The organism is Halostagnicola bangensis (assembly GCF_054653435.1).
Map to the genome: position 1 here is coordinate 698,266 of NZ_BAAIGG010000002.1, position 14,940 is coordinate 713,205.

At 64.1% G+C, this 14,940-nt stretch carries 13 protein-coding genes; 12 read left to right on the forward strand and 1 reads right to left on the reverse strand.

Features of this window, described 5'->3' with window-relative positions:
• Nucleotides 1-113: 113 nt before the first annotated feature.
• The 10 genes from dapA to ACYQ14_RS05195 all read left to right on the forward strand — a co-directional run bounded on the left by dapA (nucleotide 114) and on the right by ACYQ14_RS05195 (nucleotide 10,863).
• Nucleotides 114-1,043: a 4-hydroxy-tetrahydrodipicolinate synthase gene (gene dapA / locus ACYQ14_RS05150; RefSeq protein WP_283834367.1), complete on the forward strand. Its 930-nt coding sequence runs from the start codon at nucleotides 114-116 to the stop codon at nucleotides 1,041-1,043.
• Complete coding sequence (dapB, locus tag ACYQ14_RS05155; RefSeq protein ID WP_459885498.1) at nucleotides 1,040-1,807, forward strand: 4-hydroxy-tetrahydrodipicolinate reductase; 768 nt, start codon at nucleotides 1,040-1,042, stop codon at nucleotides 1,805-1,807. The genes dapA and dapB overlap by 4 nt, the downstream gene beginning before the upstream one ends.
• Nucleotides 1,804-2,640: a 2,3,4,5-tetrahydropyridine-2,6-dicarboxylate N-succinyltransferase gene (locus tag ACYQ14_RS05160; protein WP_459885501.1), complete on the forward strand. Its 837-nt coding sequence runs from the start codon at nucleotides 1,804-1,806 to the stop codon at nucleotides 2,638-2,640. The genes dapB and ACYQ14_RS05160 overlap by 4 nt, the downstream gene beginning before the upstream one ends.
• Nucleotides 2,641-2,657: 17 nt before the next feature.
• Entirely contained in the window at nucleotides 2,658-4,022 is a 1,365-nt protein-coding gene (gene lysA / locus ACYQ14_RS05165; protein WP_459889984.1) for a diaminopimelate decarboxylase, read from the forward strand.
• Complete coding sequence (gene dapF / locus ACYQ14_RS05170; protein WP_459885504.1) at nucleotides 4,019-4,885, forward strand: diaminopimelate epimerase; 867 nt, start codon at nucleotides 4,019-4,021, stop codon at nucleotides 4,883-4,885. Before lysA ends, dapF begins: the two co-directional genes overlap by 4 nt.
• A gap of 49 nt (nucleotides 4,886-4,934) precedes the next feature.
• Nucleotides 4,935-6,089: a M20 family metallopeptidase gene (locus ACYQ14_RS05175; RefSeq protein WP_459889986.1), complete on the forward strand. Its 1,155-nt coding sequence runs from the start codon at nucleotides 4,935-4,937 to the stop codon at nucleotides 6,087-6,089.
• A gap of 212 nt (nucleotides 6,090-6,301) precedes the next feature.
• Complete coding sequence (locus ACYQ14_RS05180; RefSeq protein ID WP_459885507.1) at nucleotides 6,302-7,129, forward strand: enoyl-CoA hydratase/isomerase family protein; 828 nt, start codon at nucleotides 6,302-6,304, stop codon at nucleotides 7,127-7,129.
• A gap of 2 nt (nucleotides 7,130-7,131) precedes the next feature.
• Complete coding sequence (locus ACYQ14_RS05185) at nucleotides 7,132-8,031, forward strand: beta-keto acid cleavage family enzyme (RefSeq protein ID WP_459885510.1); 900 nt, start codon at nucleotides 7,132-7,134, stop codon at nucleotides 8,029-8,031.
• A gap of 229 nt (nucleotides 8,032-8,260) precedes the next feature.
• Nucleotides 8,261-9,067 carry an SDR family oxidoreductase gene (locus tag ACYQ14_RS05190; protein WP_459885513.1) on the forward strand — a complete coding sequence of 269 codons (807 nt, stop codon included), beginning with the start codon at nucleotides 8,261-8,263 and terminating at the stop codon, nucleotides 9,065-9,067.
• Between the two features lie 323 nt (nucleotides 9,068-9,390).
• Complete coding sequence (locus tag ACYQ14_RS05195; protein WP_459889988.1) at nucleotides 9,391-10,863, forward strand: MATE family efflux transporter; 1,473 nt, start codon at nucleotides 9,391-9,393, stop codon at nucleotides 10,861-10,863.
• Nucleotides 10,864-10,969: 106 nt separating this feature from the next.
• Here ACYQ14_RS05195 and ACYQ14_RS05200 read toward each other — a convergent pair whose 3' ends face one another.
• A complete protein-coding gene (locus tag ACYQ14_RS05200) occupies nucleotides 10,970-12,670 on the reverse strand; it encodes an acyl-CoA carboxylase subunit beta (RefSeq protein ID WP_459885516.1) in 1,701 nt (566 codons plus the stop codon).
• A 167-nt stretch (nucleotides 12,671-12,837) separates the two neighbouring features.
• Between ACYQ14_RS05200 and ACYQ14_RS05205 the strand changes: the two genes are divergently transcribed.
• A complete protein-coding gene (locus ACYQ14_RS05205) occupies nucleotides 12,838-14,049 on the forward strand; it encodes an acyl-CoA dehydrogenase family protein (protein ID WP_459885519.1) in 1,212 nt (403 codons plus the stop codon).
• A 206-nt stretch (nucleotides 14,050-14,255) separates the two neighbouring features.
• Nucleotides 14,256-14,915: a DUF7344 domain-containing protein gene (locus ACYQ14_RS05210; RefSeq protein WP_459885522.1), complete on the forward strand. Its 660-nt coding sequence runs from the start codon at nucleotides 14,256-14,258 to the stop codon at nucleotides 14,913-14,915.
• Nucleotides 14,916-14,940: the final 25 nt, after the last annotated feature.

The following is a 14,940-nucleotide window of genomic DNA, read 5'->3' on the forward strand; positions in this document are numbered from 1 at the left end:
CAGACCGAAACTCCGGGCACGGACCACCACGTTGTCGCTACCTGTCTGGACTTGCACAAAGAATCATCACATCCAAGTAGCCAACGACCCACCAACATACCAATAGAACACCTATGACGGACGAAATCGACTTTACGGGCGTCTTTCCGGCAATGTGTACGCCCTTCGACGAAGACGAACGCATCGACTTCGAAACCCTGCGGACCGACGCACAGCGACTCGAGCGCGCGGGCGTCGATGGCCTCGTTCCCGTCGGCTCGACGGGCGAGTCCGCGACGCTGACCCACGAGGAACACGTCCAGGTTGTCGAGGCGGTCATCGACGCCGTCGGCGACGTACCCGTGATCGCCGGCACCGGTTCGAACAACACTCGAGAGGCGCTCGAGCTCTCCGAGCGCGCCGCCGACGCGGGCGCTGACGGCCTGCTTCTCATTTCGCCGTACTACAACAAGCCCGAACAGCGTGGCTTCCTCGAGCACTACCGGACGATCGCTGACGCCGTCGACGTGCCACAGATCGTCTACAACGTCCCCTCGCGGACCGGCCAGACGCTCGAGCCAGACACGGTCGTCGAACTCGCCGAGCACCGAAACATCGCGGGCTACAAGGCCGCAGAGGGCGACCTCGGCGCGATCGGCGAGATCGTCGAGCGAACGATGGACGAGGACTTCGCGGTTCTTTCGGGCGACGACGCGTTCACGCTCCCGGTCATCTCCGTGGGCGGAACCGGGACGATCAGCGTCGCCGCGAACATCGAACCCGAACGAACCTGCGCGATGGTCGGGGCCGCCCTCGACGGCGACTACCAGCGCGCTCGGAACCTCCACCACGAACTGGGCCCGCTCTTTCGGGAACTGTTCGTCGAGACGAACCCAATCCCGGTCAAGGAAGCCATGGAGATCCGCGGCAACTGCTCGGCGCGGATGCGCCCGCCGCTCACGCGACTCTCCGAGGAGTACCGCGAGGGACTCGAGACGGTGCTGTCGGACTTAGAAGAGAGCTCCGCGGCGGTCGCGGACGCGGAACCGGAGGGTGATCGATGACGGTTCGGGTCGGCGTCACCGGAGCCACGGGCCGGATGGGCGAGGAAGTCATCGCCGCGGTCGCCGAGCGCGAGGACGTCGAAGTCGTCTTCGCGGTCAACCGTAGTACGAACGCCGAGGACGTCCACGGCGTCGAACTCGAGTCAGCCGATGCTTTCGACGATCTCGTCGTCGAACGCGAACCGGCGGCGGTGATCGATTTCACCGGCCCCGAATCCGCACTCGAGTACGCAGAAACCTGCACGGAGGAAGGCGTCGCGTTCGTCACCGGGACGACGGGCTTCGACGACGACGGACTCGAGACGCTCGAGGACGCCAGCGAGTTGATCCCACTTTTGCACGCGCCGAACTTCGCCCGCGGCGTGCAAGCGCTGGTCAACGTCGTCGGCGAGGCGGTCAGTAACTTGCCTGGCTACGACGTCGAACTGGTCGAAACCCACCACAACGGCAAGCGAGACGCCCCAAGTGGAACGGCGAATCGACTGCTCGAGGAGATCGAAGCGAACGGCGAGTTCAACGAGCGCACGCACGGGCGCGAGGGTGACCAGCCACGCGAGGAAGCCGAGATCGGCGTCCACGCGCTTCGGGCCGGCGACATTACGGGCGAGCACGAGATACTGCTGGCCGGAAACCACGAGGAAGTCCGGCTCACCCATCGCGCGGAGGATCGTGGCGTGTTCGCCGCGGGGGCCGTCGACGCGGCGGTCTGGATCGCAGGACGCAAGGCGGGCTACTACGACTTTTCCGATGTGATCGCAGAATGAGCGCACTCGAATCCGACGTTTCGACCCTGTGGGAACGGTACGAAAACGACGAAATCAGCGCCGACACGGCCGACGAGGACGCCCTCGCAACCCTCGAGGAGTTCCTCGACGCGCTCGAGGCCGGCGACGTTCGCGCGGCCGAAAAGCACGGCGACACCTGGGAAGCCAACGCCTGGGTCAAGCAGGGCATCCTGCTCAACTTCGGCCTCCGAGCGACCGAGCCACGCGAGTACGGAGGCGTCACGTACAACGACGTCCTGCCGCTCGCGGACTCGAGCGACTACGGCGACCGCGGGAGTCGCAATACGCCGGACGGAACGGCCGTCCGCCGCGGCGCACACATCGGCTCGGACTGCATCATGATGAGCCCCGCGTTCGTCAACATCGGCGCCCACGTCGGCGACGGCACGCTCGTCGACTCCTGTGACACCGTCGGCTCCTGCGCCCAGATCGGCGAAAACGTCAAGCTCGGCGCGAACACGCTCATCGGTGGCGTCTTAGAGCCCGTCGAGGACGCGCCAGTTATCGTCGAAGACGGCGTCTCGCTCGGTGCGGGCTGTCGCGTCACCAGCGGATTCGTCGTCGGCGAGAACAGCGTCGTCGGCGAGAACACGCTGCTCACGCCCCGAATTCCCGTCTACGACCTCGTCGAAGAGGAGGTCATCTTCGGCGAACTGCCGGCCGAACGCCGCGCATTCACCCGATTCGTCGAATCGTCGGTCAGCGACCACGACCTCTTCGAGGGTGGCGCGTACAAGCCAGCCGTCGTCGCAACAGACCTCGAGGACCGCACGCTCGAGAACGCAGAACGCGAGGAGGTGCTTCGGGAGTGAACGACGGGGCGGGCGGTATCGGATCGGCGGCCGCGGAGGGCTCGAGCAACGCGAATCCCTCGAGCGGAGCACAGATCCGCCGTCTCGAGGACTGGAACGCGAGCGAGCTCGACGCGCTCCTCGAGTCCTATGGCTCGCCGCTTTACGTCCTCGACGTAGAGCGCGTCCGCGAGAACGCTCGACGGCTCGCCGACGCGTTTCCGGATGCCGACGTGCTCTACGCGTTGAAAGCCAACGCGCTCGGGGACGTCCTCGAGACCGTCATCGACGAAGGTGTTGGCCTCGAATGCGCCTCGGCCGGCGAACTCCACCGGGCGCTCGAGGCCGGTGCGTCCGGCGAGGAAGTTCACTACACCGCCGTCAACCCGCCCGCAGCTGATTTGGAGTACGTCGTCGAACGGTGGCGAGAGGAACCGGCGCTTACGGTAACGGCGGGCTCGGCCGACACGATCGACCGACTCGAGGAACGGGGCTACGACGGTCGACTCTGTCTTCGAGTCAACCCCGGAATCGGTGCGGGCCACCACGAGAAGGTCAGAACCGGTGCGAACGCCAAGTTCGGCGTTCCGGCCGAGCGAGCCGTCGACGTGCTTTCGGACGCCGCGGATCGCGGCTTCGACGTCGTCGGCGTCCACGCCCACGTCGGCTCGGGCGTCTCCGGCGACGCACTCGAGTCCCACCGCGAGTTCGTCTCGCGAATGGGCGAGATCGCTCGCTCGGTTTCCGACGCCGTCGGCGGGCTCGAGTTCGTCGACGTCGGCGGCGGCTTCGGCGTGCCGTATCGCGAAGAGGAAGCGCCGCTAAATCTCGAGGCGGTCGCCGAAGCGACTCGATCCGCGCTCGGAGAGATCGACGCGACGCTGACGATCGAACCGGGACGATACTTCGTCGCCGACGCAGGCGTCTTGCTGACTCACGTGAACACCGTCAAGGAAGCCCGCGAAACGACGGTCGTCGGGACCGACGCCGGGATGACGACGCTGCTTCGTCCGGCGATGTACGACTCCTACCACCCGATTCGAAACGTGACGGCCGAACTGGTCGACGACGAACGCGCCGTCGACGAACAGACCGTCGCGGGGCCGATCTGCGAGAGCGGGGACGTGTTCTGTACAGATCGACCGTTCGCTTCGAGCGAGCGCGGCGACGCGCTGGCGATCGGCAATGCAGGCGCGTACGGCTACGAGATGGCGAATCAGTACAACTCGAGACCGCGGCCAGCGTCGGTCGTCGTCGAAACCGGTAGTGTCGGTGCCAGTGGGACGACTGCAGCCGACGCGACCGGATGCGAATCGACGGGCTGGGCGGCCGACGCTCGACTCTCGAGACGGCGCGAGTCGATGGCCGACGTCGTTCGACACGAGGAGGAACTCACCCGATGAACGTCCCCTTTAGCAAGTACCACGGTACCGGCAACGACTTCCTGATTATCGCCGCGGACGAGCGGGTTCCGGACAGAGCGGAACTCGCGATCCGCGAGTGCGACCGGGAAAGCGGCGTCGGGGGAGACGGAATCTTGTTTCTGGATCTCGAGGAACGAGAGCAACCGCCACGAGTCGACATGACGCTGTTCCAGCCCGACGGCTCGACCGCGCCGATGTGCGGAAACGGCGCGCGCTGTGCGGCGGAGTGGGGGATGGACGAGGCCGACGCCGAGCACGTGGTAATCGAGACGCCGGCGGGAACGCTTCGCGGCGAGTACATCGATTCCGCCGAGTCTGCCGGTTTGTCAGCCGACGAATCGAACGTCGCCATCGAGATGACGACACCGACGTTCGACCCCGAGCGGATTCCCATCGAGGCCGACGAACCGGTCATCGAAACGGAGATCGAGAGACTCGAGGTGACGGTCGTCAACACCGGCGTGCCACATGCCGTGGCGTTCGTCGACGACGTCGACGACGTGGCTCTCGAGGCGGTCGCGCCGCCTGTCAGGCACGCCGATATCTTTCCGCGCGGGACGAACGTGATCATCGCCAGTCCGAATCCCGATGGCGAGGGCTACCGCCAGCGGAGCTACGAGCGCGGCGTCGAAGGCGAAACCGACTCCTGCGGAACCGGTGCGGTGGCGGTCGCCGCCGCCGCTCGCCGACTCGAGCTAACCGAGGACGACGAAATCGCCGTCCAACCGCCGGGCGGCGACCTCGAGATCCGCTTCGAGGGCGGGCGGACGATGCTCGCCGGGCCCGTCCAGCGGGAGTTCGAGGGCGAGGTTTCCCTCGAGACCTCCGCGACGGACCGATGACGAACTCGTCTCCCAACAACTGATAACGGGGCAACTCCGTTGCTGTAGTATATCCGTGACCGAGACCACTACCGAGCAGTTCGATCCGATCGATTTTCTCGAGACGGCGGTCCAACACGCCTCGAACGAAGACGTCGAACCGATGCGAGAGTACCTCTGCGAGACGATCGAAGCGCAGGGAGTTTCGGCTCGCGTCGACGATGCCGGGAACGTACTGGCGACTCGAGGCGGCGACGCTGCGAGCGACGAATTCGGGGGAGACGAAGGGACACACATCCTCCTGAACACTCACATCGACACGGTCTCCCCACACGTTCCCTACGAGCGGGACGACGAGGCGGGGCTGATCCACGGACGCGGCTCGTGCGACGCAAAGGGTCCGCTTGCTGCGTTGTTATCCGCTTTTTTCGCGACTGATCCGAGGTCGAACCAGCGCGTGACCCTCGCGATCACGCCCGACGAGGAGGTGCTTTCGACCGGGGCCTACGACCTCGTTGCTCGAGAGGACTCGCCGGTCGACACCGCCGACGCGGTGATCGTCGGCGAACCGACGAACCTCGACGTTTGCACGGCCGCGAAGGGGCGGTTTCAGGGAACGGTCCGACTTTCGGGTGCAAGCGCTCACGCCGCCCAGCCCGAGAGCGGGACGAACGCGATTGCGGCCCTCGAGTCGGTCCTCTCCGCGCTGTCGACGTTCGACGTGCGGACGGATTCGCCGCCCGCGCACGACCAACTCGGTTCTGCGACGCTCACGCCGACCGTCGTCGACGGCGGTGAGTCAACCAATCAGGTCCCCGCGGAGTGCGTGCTGACGGTGGACCGGCGGAGCGTACCCCCGGAGACGACCGAGCAGTTCCGTGACGCGCTGATGAGCCACCTTCGGGACGCCGTCCCGGTCGACGTAGGCGTCGAGTTCCGGTTTACCGATCGCCCGACGCCGTTCCTCGAGGCCTGGGACACCGACCCCGACGCGCCGGTCGTCGAAGCCCTTGCGAGCGCATCCGGCGGCGAGGTTCGCCCGTTCACCGCAGCGACGGAAGCTTCATACTTCGCACAGAACGCGCCGACGGTGGTCTTCGGGCCGGGCGTCCTCGCCGACGACGAGGGGGCCGTCGCTCACTCGCCTCAGGAGTACGTCCGAATCGAGCAGGTTCGACGGGCCGCGCGGGCGCTCGAGAAGACCCTCGAACGATTGCTCGCGTAGTCTTCTCCCCGATTGCCTTCTCGAAGTAGCTTATTACGGCTCTAAACGGATATCCACGGGAAAGCCGTTCTTTTGACCCATCTTTACGGTTGCGTGTGTCAATCACAGGCATATGCGATTCAGTTGTGCTCCCCGGGATCGAACCGAACGCGCTCGCCGGTCAGCCAGCGCTCGAACGCGGCGGCTATCCGCTCGCTCGAGGGTGAGCTGAGATGGTCGACGCCGACTCGCTCTCGAGTGACGGACTCGCGGTCGAGACGAGCGCGGACGACCTCGTTCTGTGGGCGACCATCGACCGACCGGAGCGGCGGAACGCGCTCAACGACGAGGTGATACGGGGGCTCGAGGACGCGCTCTCGGCGGCGGATTCGGGGCCGGCTCGAGTCGTCGTGATTCGTGGCAGCGGCGGCACGTTCTGTTCCGGCGGCGACCTTCGGGAGTTCCCGATCGGGCGGGGGACACAGGCCTACCGAGAGAGCTTCGGCGGACTCTCGGGCTTGATCGAGCGGATGCACGAAACCGATGCGCTCACCGTCGCCGCCGTCGAGGGCCACTGTCTGGCGGGCGGGCTCGGTCTGGCGACCGCCTGCGAGTTCGTTCTCGCGAGCGCCGGTGCGGAGTTCGGCACGCCGGAGGTCGACGTCGGGCTCTTTCCCGCACAGGCGATGGCACCCATCACTCGCGCGGCGTCGGAGAAGGCCGCGCTGAAGCTGCTCTTTACCGGTGAGCGGGTTGGGGCCGAAGAGGCCCTCGAGATGGGGCTCGTGACGGATGTCGTCGGCGATTCGGGTGATTCCGGGGACGACGATATCGAGACGTTCGACGAAGCGCTCGAGGATCTCGTCGACACCCTGGCGGCCAACAGTCCGATCCTGATCTCGATGGGGAAAGAAGCCTACTACGAACAACGGGAGATGCCCTTCGGGGCGGCGCTTTCCTATCTCAAAGAGATGATCACCATGATCGCAATGAGCGAAGATACCGAGGAGGGGATCGACGCGTTTCTGACCGACCGTGAGCCCGAATGGCGGGGGCGGTGACCGTGTCGGAAACGAACATCTTCGAACGGCAGGAATCGACGAAGGGAAACGACCCCGAACGGGTCGTCGTTTCGGCCGCGCTCACCGGCGCGTTGACGACTCGAGACCAGTGCGAGGCGATCCCCTACACGCCCGAAGAGATTGCCGAAGAAGCCGCGGCGGCCAGAGACGCCGGCGCGGCAGTTGCACACATCCACGCCCGCACGGACGAGGGCGCGCCGACGTTCTCGAGCGAGACGTACCAGGAGATCCACGACGAAGTTCGCGAGCGGACGGATATCATGCTCAACTTCTCGACGGGTGCGATCGAAACGCCCCTCGAGGATCGACTCGAGTACGTTCGGAACGTCGAGCCCGAAATTGCGGCGCTCAACATGGGCTCGATGAACTACGCGAAGTACTCCGACCGCCGCGAGGAGTACGTCTTCGACATGGTCTTCGAGAACCCGTTTTCGGAGATCAGAGAACTCCTTTCGGGGATGAACGACTCGGGCGTCACGCCGGAACTCGAGTGTTTCGACACCGGGCACGTCGGAAACACTCGGCCGCTACTGGCGGAAGGCGTCCTCGAGCGCCCGTTCCACGTCAGCTTCGTAATGGGCGTCCTCGGCGGGATTCCGGCGACGGTCGAGAACCTCGCCCACCAGGTGCGCCAGCTTCCCGACGAGTCCACCTGGCAGGTGATCGGTATCGGCGAGGACCAGTGGCCGCTGGTCTCGGCGGCGCTCGCGATGGGTGGGAACGTCCGCGTCGGCCTCGAGGACAACTTCTACCGCCCGAACGGGGGGATGGCAGAGAGCAACGCCGAACTGGTCGAAGACGCAGTCGAGATGGTTCGACAGGTTGGTCGGGAGCCGGCGACACCCGACCAAGCCCGCGAGATTCTGGGGGTGAACGGATGAGACGAGCGCCAACACGGGTCGTCAGCCACAGCCACACATCACGGCCTCCCACTCACCGCTCCACAGCAGGACCGAACACTCACCGTCCCACAGCAAGCCCGACCACCCGGCGCGGGGTGGGACTGAAAGGGGCTTTCGCCCTGTTCGATGCGGTGTCGAGCTCGAGACCTCGTACGAGTCTAAATCCAGATCAGATACCACACAAACGCGATATTGAGGTGGGAACTAGATGAGCTTCGAGGAGACGCCGTCGAGTACGGAGATTTTCAGCGAGGAACTGCTCGAGGGCGAGACGGCCCTGATCACGGGCGGCGGGACGGGAATCGGGCGGGCGGTCGCGCTCGCATACGCCGACCACGGCGCGGACGTAGCGATCGCGAGCCGCTCGATGGAGCACCTCGAACCGGTCGTCGATGACCTCGAGGATCGGGGCGCAAACGCGTGCGCGACAACGGTGGATGTCCGGGACGCCGAAGACGTTGAGGTGATGCTCGAGACGGTACTCGAGGAGCTGGGCGACTGTTCGATTCTGGTCAACAACGCGGGCGCGAACTTCCTCTCGCCGGCTGAGGAGCTGTCGGCCAACGGCTGGCGGTCCGTCGTCGGGACGATCCTCGACGGGACGGCCAACTGTACCTTCGCCGTCGGCGAGCACATGATCGAACGCGGCGGCGGGTCGATCGTCTCGATGGGAGCGACGAACTCCGTTCGAGGGGCTCCCTACCACGCTCACTCGGGCGCGGGCAAGGCGGGCGTCCGCAACCTGATGCAGACCGTCGCGGCCGAGTGGGCGCGACACGGCATCCGAGCGAACACCGTCGCGCCGGGCGTAATCAGAACTGACGGCGTGATGGAGGTTATGGGCGAGGCCGTCGCCGAACAGGTGATCGAGGACGACCTCGCCGCGGATCGGCTCGGGACGCCCGCCGACTGCGTCCCGATCACGCTCTTTCTCTCGAGTCCCGCGGCGGCCTACATTACGGGGTCGTATTTCGCAGTCGACGGCGGACAGTTACTCGCACCGACGCCGATGTGACTTCGATGGGATTTACATTCTGAGAGTACCGTCCCGAAACGGAGGCTCGAAACGGAAGCCCAAAACGGAGGCCCGAAACGGCTTCAACAGAAACCGCGACGAGTTGGTAGTATTTATCGCATGTGAACGGCGTCTCACGAAACGCATTTACGACTGACTGACTAGTCAGTTACTATGTGGCAATTGACGAACCGGTTCGGGCCGATCGGCTCGAGTCGGTCTCTCGAGCGATCGAATATCCCTTCCAGTTCTCTCTTTGGCAGTGGCGAACCCTCGTCCCGACGACGGGTCGTCGGTTTCGGAACTCGAGTTACAGGTGGAAAATGAGCGCACCGGGCGAGGATCGGTCCGTCGACGTCACCGACGGCGAGCTGTTGAAGCCGATCGTCTTCCTCGCGATTCCGCTCGTCCTCACGCAGCTACTTCAGGTGGCCTACAACGTCGCCGATACGTTCTGGGTCGGGCGCGTCGGCGCGGACGCCGTCGCAGCGATTTCCTTTGCGTTTCCGATCATCTTCCTGGTGATCAGCGTCGGTGGCGGCTTTACGGTCGCCGGCACGATCCTGATCGCTCAGCACAAGGGGGCCGAAAATCACGACGAGGTCGACCATGTCGTCGGCCAGACGATGTCGTTCGTGTTGCTCGTCTCGATCATTGCCTCAATCATCGGCTACATCTTCGCGCCGCAACTGCTCACGCTGGTGGGCGCGGAGGCCGGAAGCGCGGTCCACGAGATGGCCGTGAGCTACACGCGAACGTGGTTCATCGGGACGGTGACGGTCTTCGCCTTTTTCATGTTCCAGGCGCTGTTGCGCGGCTGGGGCGATACGCGCACGCCGCTGTATCTGATGACCGTCAGCGTCGTTCTCAACGTCGTGCTCGATCCGTTCCTCATCCTCGGATTCGAGAACAACCCCGTCTTCAGCGTGCTCGGACTGTCAGCACTCGAGTCGTCGCTGTACTCGATGACCAGCTTTGCCGGCCTCGACGTCCAGGGCGCGGCGATCGCAACGGTGATCAGTCGTGCGGTCGGTGCCGCGATCGGAATCTGGCTGCTGTTTTCCGGCCAGCTTGGCATCCGCCCGACGCTCGCACAGTTCCGACTGAAACTCGAGACCGTGCGAACGATCGTCCGGCTAGGAATTCCCGCCGGAATCGAACAGAGCACTCGAGCACTCGGCCTGTCGGTGCTGACGGCGCTGGTCGCCATCGCGGGCTCGGACGCCGTCGCGGCCTTCGGCGTCGGAAGCAGAGTCTACGCGGTGTTCACGCTTCTCTCGCTGGGGATCGCACAGGCGACCGAGGTCGTCGTCGGCCAGAACCTCGGGGCGGAACAGAGCGACCGCGCTCGGCGCGGGGTCCTGTTGAACGCGGGAATCATCGGGGGCGCGTTCGCGGCGATGAGCGTCGTTGTCTACGCGTTCGCCCCGGAGATAATCGATGTCTTTCTGACGGGCGAGGAGGAGTCGGCCGAAGTCATCCAGATGGGTGCGGAGTTCCTCATGATCGTCGGGCCGACCTTTGCCTTCCTCGGTGTGTTCCAGATCCTGATGGGCGCGTTCCGCGGCAGTGGGAGCACGAGAATCGCGATGGGCTTTTCGATCCTCTCGCTGTGGATCATCCAGATCCCCATCGCGTACGGACTGATCCAGTGGGCCGGAATGGGCGAAACCGGCGTCTGGATCGCGATGGCCGTCTCGAACGTGGTCAGCGTCCTCATCGCCGGCGTCTGGTTCCTCCGGGGGACCTGGACGGACGGCGTCCTCGAACAGCCGCCGTCGACACCGGCGGACTGAGGGGGCGGGGGCGCTCGAGCGGAGACGGCCTCACGACTCGAGCGGGGGCGTGTTCCCGACTCGAGTCGGCCGGCCCCTCGAGATACCGATCCGGGACACTGATTTTTCAAAACAACACGGTTCCGTGATACCGATCCCGTTCCGTTCGACGCTTGGACCGAAGCGTTCGAAGCCGCGCCGCCAACTGATTGCGGAGCTCACCCGCCGGCAGTAACTCATCGATTTGCATCGACGAAGCCTGTGCGCGGATATCGATGTGTCGGTCGTACTCCTCGCGCATGCTCTCGAGGAACGCCGCGCGGCTCTCGTCGTCCAGCTCCTCGAGTTGCTCCGCGAAGAGCGCGTTTACCGCGGCTTCGGGCCCCATCACGGCGATTTCGGCGCTCGGGAGCGCGAGCGTCGCGTCGGGGTCGAAAGAAGGGCCGGCCATGCCGTAGATTCCCGCGCCGTAGGCCTTGCGGGTGATCACGCAGAGTTTCGGCACCTGCGCGTTCGAAGTCGCGTAGATGAACTTTCGTCCCTTCTGGAGGACGCCCTGTCGTTCGACCGCCGAGCCGACCATGAATCCGGGCGTGTCACAGAGATAGACCAGCGGAATTCCGAAGGCGTCGCAGGTCCAGACGAACCCCGCTCCCTTCTCCGCGGAATCGGGAAAGATCGCGCCGCTCTTGACGGCAGGCTGGTTGGCGACGAAGCCGACGGGCCGGCCGTCGATCCGTCCGAACCCGGTCACGAGTTCCGGCGCGAACTCGGGTTTGAGTTCGAACCACGAGTCCCGATCGACCAGCCGCTCGAGGGCGTCATGAACGTCGTAGGCGTCGTTCGGTTCCTCGGGAATCACCGTATCGAGGCCCTTCGGATTTGCCGCCGGGGACGCCGGCTCTCTGGTCGGCAAATCGGCGTCGTGGCGCTGTGGCAGGTAGCCCAGGAGGTCGCGAACGGCGTCGGCCGCTGCTCGCTCGTCCTGGACCACGAGGTCGGCGCTTCCCGACTCCGTGGCGTGGACGCGGGGACCCCCGAGTTCCTGCATGGTCGTCTCCTCGCCCGTAACGGCCTCGACGACTCGAGGGCTGGCGATCGCCATCCCGCTGATCTCCTCGACCATGAGCAGGTAATCACAGAAGACCGGCGTGTACGCGGAGCCGGCGATGTTCGGGCCGTAGAGCACACCGATCTGTGGAACCTGTCCCGAGTGGATACACTGGTTGTAGAACATTCGCCCGCCGCGATACCGGTCCATGTGGGTGTCGCCGGGCTCCCGATCGTCGAGGTTCAGCCGTGCGCCCGTCGAGTCGATCAGCCGGAGGATCGGCGCGCCGACCTCGACGGCGCGTTCGGCGAGTCGGATCTCCTTCTCGACGCCCATCTGTCCGAGCGATCCGGCTTTGACCGTGTAGTCGTGGGCCGCGAAAAAGACCGTCCGACCGCGAATCGTGCCGACGCCGGTTAGCAGCCCGTCGGCGGGTAACTCCCCGTCGGCGTCGTGACGGGCGAAGGTCCCGTCTTCGTACTCGATCTCGTCGAAGATCAACTCGAGTCGATCCCGGACGAAGAGCTTCCCGAGTTCCTCGATCTTCTCATGGCCGCGTTCGGGCCCGCCCGAGAGGATTTCTTCGATATCCTTGCGCAATCGCCGCTCTCGGTCCGTGATCACCGGATCGTCGAACTCGTCGTCGCCGTTTCCGGCCGTCACGAGCGCCTCGCCGTCGACGACGAGTTCGACCGACCGGCCGAGATGGGTCGCCATCGCGCTGGCGATCGCTCGAGCGGACTCCTCGTCCGGCGGTTCGTCGACGGTGATCTTCATCGTCCCCTCCCGGATCGTCTGCGGATTCGACGAATCGACCGATTCATGTCTCGTCCATTGTCAGCAAATAGCAAAACCGTTCGGCCACCGAATTTCGTTCAACTCCGTTCGCGTTTCATGGTATGTGTAACCATAACGATATAGGAGCTGTCTCTGGATGACGACGTATGGACTACACCGAAACCGACGAGCACGAACTCATCAGGGACAGCGTGGGTTCGATCGCGGAGGACTACGATCGGTCGTACTGGAAGGAGTGCATCGACGAAAAACGGTTCCCGGAGGAGTACTGGAACGACCTCGCTCGAGACGGCTGGCTCGGCGTCACCATCCCCGAAGAGTACGGCGGGGCCGGGTTGGGCATGCTCGAGATGGCGATGGTCATCGAGGAACTCTCTCGAGGGGGTGGACAGGGCGGCATTATCTTCGTTCTCACGCCCGTCTTCGGCGGAATTAGCATCCAGCGCCACGGTACGGAGGCCCAGAAGGAAGCGTACCTGCCAGCGATCGCCGAGGGTGAGATGCGCTTTTGCATGGGGCTCACCGAAGCCGGCGCGGGGACGAACACACTAAACATCGACACTCGAGCCGAGCGAGTCGGCGACGGTGGCACCGGCGAAGGTACCGACGATACTGGAGACAATGGCGGCGAGTTCGTCCTCTCAGGCCAGAAGATGTGGATTAGCGGCGTCGAGAACGCCGACGAGATGCTCCTGGTCGCAAGAACCTCCGAGTTCGACTCGAGCAATCCGACCCACGGCGTCTCGCTGTTTCTCGTCCCCGAACCCGCCGAACAGGAGGGCATTTCGCTCACCCCACTCGATGTCGAAGTGCCGTGGTTCGAAACCCAGTACCAGGTCGATATCGACGGCCTCCGCGTCCACGAGGACCGAATACTCGGGACCGAAAACGGCGGCCTCTACCTGCTCTGGGACACCTTGAACACCGAACGGATCGCGGGCGCGGCCAGCGCCATCGGCGGCGGACTCCGAGCCATCGATCTGGCTGTCGACTACGCGAACGAGCGCTCGGTGTTCGGACAGAAGATCGGCGGCCACCAGGCCATCCAGCACCCGATAGCCGACGCCTACTCCCAGTTGATGTGCGCCCGCGAGATGACCTACAAGGCCGCTTCGAAGTGGGATCACGACGAAGATGCGGGTGCCGAAGCCAACATGGCGAAACTGCGCGCGAGCGAGGCCGCGACCTACGCCGCCGACCGGGCGATCCAGACCCACGGAGGGAACGGCTTTTCGACGGAGTACGAAGTCTTCGACATCTGGCAGAACTCGAGGTTGCTCCAGACGGTGCCAGTGACCAACGAGATGGTTAAGAACTTCCTGGGCGAGCACACGCTCGGATTGCCGCGATCGTATTGATCTGCGGAAATGATTCCTGAAAGACACTTATGAGATAGTAGTAAGAACAACGGAATAAACAGTATAAACGCGAGAAGTGGCGAAATCATACGAACTCTATATGGCATTTCTCAAATATATTTTCCTCTCTACTCGTTCGTTCGCGAGAAATAATACGAATGACATGAGAAGATTTACTTGGGACCCAGCAAGTTTCACTGGCGAGTATGTCCCTCCAGTTAGACCGTCCGACGGACCCTGTCGATTCGCCCTCCAGCGCCTCACAGGCCGATACGTCGATCGCGCTTTCACGCGATGATATCTTCCACCTCCTTCAGACAAGCCGGCGACGGGAGACGATTCGGTATCTCCTCGAGAAAAACGGCCCCGTCAAGATGCGCGATGTCGCAGAACACGTCTCCGCTCGAGAGCACGAGACCACCGTCCAGCAGTTAAGCTCGAAACAACGTCAGCGGGTCTACATTCCGCTCTATCAATCACACCTGCCAAAGCTCGATAAGAAGGGGGTTATCGAGTACGACCAGTCTCGAGGAATCATCCGTTCGGGGGACCAACTCGAACTGTTTCGTCCGTATATCGAGGTCTTAGCGGGTGAAGACACTCAATCGGAAGCCGACTCCGAGGACCGAAACCGGATGTTCAACACGAGCGATAAGGCACAGTACGCGACGGGAGCGGCGTTAGCCGTCAGTTTAGTCCTCGTTTCGGCGGCTGAACTCCTCGAGATTTCGGACGCCGCCGTCGTCACGATCGTGAGTCTGCTGTTCGGTGCCTCCATACTAACACTGACTCGCGTCGATCGAGTACTTCCCGATCGCCTCACGGAAATCAACTGGAGAACACGCTCTCGAACGGACGAGTTATGACATCCTCCCGGCGTGGCACTGCCGG